The organism is Paenibacillus agaridevorans (assembly GCF_003112455.1).
GTDB classification, from domain to species: Bacteria; Bacillota; Bacilli; order Paenibacillales; family Paenibacillaceae; genus Pristimantibacillus; species Pristimantibacillus agaridevorans.
This window is the reverse complement of record NZ_BDQX01000036.1, coordinates 160,006-164,512: the sequence shown is the minus strand read 5'-3', so window position 1 is coordinate 164,512 and position 4,507 is coordinate 160,006. Positions and strand designations below refer to the sequence as shown.

4 protein-coding genes are annotated in these 4,507 nt (G+C 55.9%); 1 reads left to right on the top strand and 3 read right to left on the bottom strand.

Going from position 1 to position 4,507, the window contains the following annotated elements:
• Both PAT3040_RS02855 and PAT3040_RS02850 read right to left on the bottom strand, forming a co-directional pair.
• On the bottom strand, window positions 1–1,240 hold a 1,240-nt coding region (locus PAT3040_RS02855), incomplete at its 3' end, for a metallophosphoesterase family protein (RefSeq protein WP_108991464.1).
• Window positions 1,241–1,301: 61 nt separating this feature from the next.
• Complete coding sequence (locus PAT3040_RS02850; RefSeq protein ID WP_087571061.1) at window positions 1,302–2,441, bottom strand: glycosyltransferase family 4 protein; 1,140 nt, start codon at window positions 2,439–2,441, stop codon at window positions 1,302–1,304.
• 345 nt (window positions 2,442–2,786) lie between these two features.
• On the opposite strand from PAT3040_RS02850, the gene PAT3040_RS02845 reads away from it, so the two are divergent.
• On the top strand, window positions 2,787–3,959 hold the full coding sequence (locus tag PAT3040_RS02845) for a GGDEF domain-containing protein (protein WP_108991463.1): 1,173 nt from the start codon (window positions 2,787–2,789) through the stop codon (window positions 3,957–3,959).
• A gap of 142 nt (window positions 3,960–4,101) precedes the next feature.
• Here PAT3040_RS02845 and PAT3040_RS38325 read toward each other — a convergent pair.
• Window positions 4,102–4,507 (bottom strand): PhzF family phenazine biosynthesis protein (locus tag PAT3040_RS38325; protein ID WP_258234800.1); only part of this gene is annotated, 406 nt, incomplete at its 5' end.

The window sequence follows — 4,507 nt, the reverse complement described above, 5'->3', positions numbered from 1 at the left end:
GCAGACGCGCCTCCTCCAGCCAATCCATTGGCAGCTCGTCCCAGTTCCGCCGGCCCAGCTTGCCCAACTTGGCATGGCTGTCGATGTCCGCGATCGCAGCCCTTGCGAACATTCTCCAAGCCTCGGAATTCTCGCGCAGCCTCTCTCCAAGCCGATACAGCTCGCCTGTAAAGCCATCATCCATGGCAAGCGCGGCCCAGTCCATCTGCGCGAAGGTCGAAGATTCCAGGCTGTGGACGTACACCCATGCAGATCCCTCTCGCCAGAGCTCCTCCTGAAGCTGCTCCAGCAGAGCCGCTGTCAACGTCCCATCCTTAAGACGCGCATGCAGCGGACCGCTCCCCGCAAGCTTAAGCCTTAACATAACGGGCCGCCCTTCGCCCTCTTCAGAGGCACTGCCTGCCGCCGTCTGAAGTCTGCTCAGCAGCTCCTGCTCGGTCGCCGCGCCTTCGATGGGCACGATCATCTCCTGCCATCTGACGGCATCCAGAGGTAGGAAGGTCAGATCGGTCGCTCCAGCGGCGGACACATCGACAAGATAGCAGCCTTTGGCCCCGGTTTCTCGCGGATTGCGGCCTTGCGAATTGCCGGAGTAGACGACATGGGGATACTGATGCAGCACTTCGCGCTTATGGATATGGCCAAGCGCCCAATAGTGAAAGCCGCCGCCGGTCAATTGCTCCAAGGAACATGGCGCATAACTGTCGTGAGAAGGGTCTCCCCCCACATTGCCATGCAACAATGCGATATTATAGGGGGCATCGGCATCCGCAGCATAACGCAAGGCCAGGTTTTCGGTCACAGCTCGCTCCCCGTAGGATACGCCGTAGACGTTGGCAGCCAACTCGCCGCTTCTCGTATAAGCAGGCGCGGATTGTACCCGATTGGCTCCGAAAATATATACGCCATCCGGCAATTTTAGCTTAGCTCGCCGGCCGCCCAGATGATCGTGATTGCCATGAATGGCATACACGGCAATGCCATGACCGGCGAGACGCTCCCACTCCTTCATCAGCGCGAACTGGGCTCTCAGGGAGCGGTCCGCCTCGTCGAACAGATCGCCGGCCACGACAACGAAGTCGACTTCATGCTCGATCGCCGCATCCGTTAATCGTCTCAGCGCCGCGAACGTGGCGGCAGAGAGCGCCGTCCGAACGGCGTCCGGCGCCTTGACGAGTCCGCGAAACGGACTGTCGAGATGCAAATCCGCTGCATGAATAAATCGGAAAGGCACACCCACTTTCGCCTCAGCTCCCTTCTTCCCGAGTTAGACGAGCCTTCCTCTATGGAAGGCCGCCTTCTTACGTTGCCGATCCCTCCGGCTTCAGGCCGAGATAGACCTTTTTGAACTGCGTGATGACCCTTTGCAGCGAATACTCCTTCTTTGCCTTGTTCCAACCCGCTCTCGCCAGGTTATGACGGTAGATGGGATCCGATACGACTTTCTCCAAAGCCTCAGCCAGTGCCAGATGATTTTCCGGCTCTACGAGCAGTCCGTTAACGCCATCCTCGATCTGCTCTCCGATGCCGCCCACATTCGTGCCCACCAACGCCAGCCAGCACAGCGCCGCCTCCGCGAATACGGAGCCGAACGCCTCCGCGCGCGAAGGCAGGACAAACACGTCGAAGAACGGCATAAATTCCTCGGGATGCAGCATATAGCCGTAGAAGATAATGTCGTCGTACAAATTAAGCTCCTGCGCGAGCGCCTCCAACTCCTTGCGCATAGGGCCGTCTCCGATGATGTGCAGCACGAACGGACAGCCGCGCTCCTTCAATTCGGCGCAAGCCCGGAGCAGAATGTCCAGTCCCTTGGCCGGCACGAGCCGGCAGACGGTAATCAACTGCGTAACGGCATTATCATGCGCGATCGGCTTGAACCGCTTCTCGTCGTAGCCATTGGGAATGACCTTGATGGCCTCCGGCCGATCCACGTAAGGTGCGATATACGAGCGAAATGACGCCGACACGGTTGTCAGTAGATCCGCCTTCGCCTCCAGCTCCCGATAAATCGATGTCAGGAAGCGGTGCTCCGTCCCGCCTTCCCGGATCCTGCCGTTGAGCATCAGCTCGCGCTCATAGCTGGAGTGGATCGTCATAATAAGCGGCGTGTCGGGATAGAGCTGCTTCATGACAAGCGCCGCGATCGGATGATGGGCATGAATAATATCGTAAGACTTTTGCAATCTCAACTTGGTCCACCACACGTAATCCTTGTATGTCTGTATATATTTGGCGACCAGAGGATTATCTTCGAAGTCGCGATGCTCAAAGGTTTCGAAGCTCACTTCCTCCTGTCCTTTGTTTCTAACACGCTTGGGGAGCGAGAACAGCTCCATTCCCCATCCCATCTTGATGAACCGTTCCTGTATATAAGGCACCATCGACGATACGCCACCCGGCTGCTCCGGCGGGAAAAACAATGCCTGCAAAATATTCATGAGCCAACTCCCGATAAAAAGTCTAAAGCGTAACTCCGCTTCGAAAATAGTGCCAGATTCATGGTTACGAAACTACTGGAATATGATATATTAGAACATATGTTTCTGTAAAGTTCTTGCTCAAAAAGTCTAGGGCGTGTCTGAATACTCCGAGGGGAGCAGATTTTGCCGAATTTTCGTTCCATGCAAGGAACTTTTGTGAAGGCGTTACCTAAGGCTACGTCAAGCAAAAGTGACGAAGCAGGGGGCGGAAAGGCGGTGAAAGATGCCCCTGAGCGGGTTTTCAGACACGACCTAAAGTCGCTGGCTTCCTCCAGACATTCCTACATAACGGTGGTTTAACCTATGACAATGATGCAATGGCTCACGGGACCGAACGGCGTACTCTTCTCTTCCACGTCCGTCATCGTCGTCCTCATTCTGATGCTGTTTATGTCAATCAAACTATATGCAAGCTATCGCAACAAAGTAACCTACAGATGGCTGATTGCCGCAATTTCGTTAATGATGGCGAAGCAGGCCGTCCTGATTGGTCTCGCTTTCTCCAGGCAGTCGCTGCCGCCTTGGATTTATTTGGCATCCAGCTTGCTGGGGATCGTTTCTTTTATCATTATAAACTTTGTATTCATGAAATTATATACTTATCGCACCGCCCAACTGCGAAGCTTGCCCTTCCTGATCATGGCCGGCGCGACCGGCGCGCTCGCCGCAGCCCAATACGCGGTCGCTCCTTCCGGCTCGGGCACATCCGGAGAGGGGCTGATCGTATCGTTCCCGCTGCTGGACGTCTACATGATCGTCGTTACTCTTATTATATTGCTGGCGACGCGAGTGGCGGACCTCAGTCCAAAATATTATACAGGGTTGATTGTATACTTCATCGGAGAGCTGGCACGCATGGCCGACGCCTACGTCTTCCACGGCGGGCAGCCTTGGTTGCTTCTGCTGGGCCTCCTGCTCCCCATTGTGTACTTCAGCTTAATGTTCATGCTGCTGTTCGAGTGGGTCATCGAACGGCTGATGTCAACCTACCAGTCGTCCATTGTCGACGGACTTACGGGCTTGTACAATCGCCGCCATTTCAGCAGCAAGGCGGATGCATTGCTCAAGGGCAGCAAGTCCATGGCGATCATCTTCTGCGATATCGACAACTTCAAGCGCCTTAACGATACGCAGGGCCATCTCAAGGCGGACATCGTGCTTAAGCGGGTAGCCGAGATTATTAAGGAGGAGGCCAGCAGCATCGGCTCCGCCGGGCGATACGGCGGCGAAGAGCTGCTGGCTTGCATCAGCACGGAACGCGTGAAGCCGGATGTCGTTGCGGAGAGCATTCGCAAGCGCATCGAGAGCGAGACGATCGTTACCGTCAGCGTCGGCTTCAGCACATCCAAGGAGAGCGGTTCCGTACAGGAGATGGTCAAGCAGGCGGACGAGGCGATGTATTATTCCAAGATGAACGGAAAAAACCGCGTCTCCAGCTTCAAGTCGCTTCCCGCCTCTGCAAAGAACTTGGGATAACGCACGTATGGCGCTAGGTCCCGTAACATTAAACGCAAGCTCCTTTGCGGGCCAATTATTGTACACGACGACCATAAAAAACCTCCGGTTCACCGCTCTGTTCGCGGAATCGGAGGTTTATCTTTTTTGCTGCTGCTATCTTTTAACTCTCAATCGCACCTCTCAGCACGGTGACGGCATGGCCGGAGAGCAGCACGCGCTCCTCCCTCATCGACATGCCAACCAGTCCCCCGCGCGCCGAAGCTTGATAGCCGGCAAGCTCTGTCCGGCGCAGCCGCTTGGCCCAATAAGGCGCAAGACCGCAATGGGCAGAGCCCGTCACAGGATCCTCGTCGACGCCGAGCGTTGGGTAGAAAGCCCGCGATACGAAGTCGTAACGCACACCTTCTGCTTCTGCCGAGGAGTCTGCGCGACTGGTTACCACGACCCCTCGAGCATCCAGCCGCTTCAGCATGCCAAAGTCCGGTCTCAGCGTCCGTACGGTCCCCTCTCCGTCGATCTCCACAATATAATCCATCCGGTTGCGCCCGACATAACGGGGAATAAGT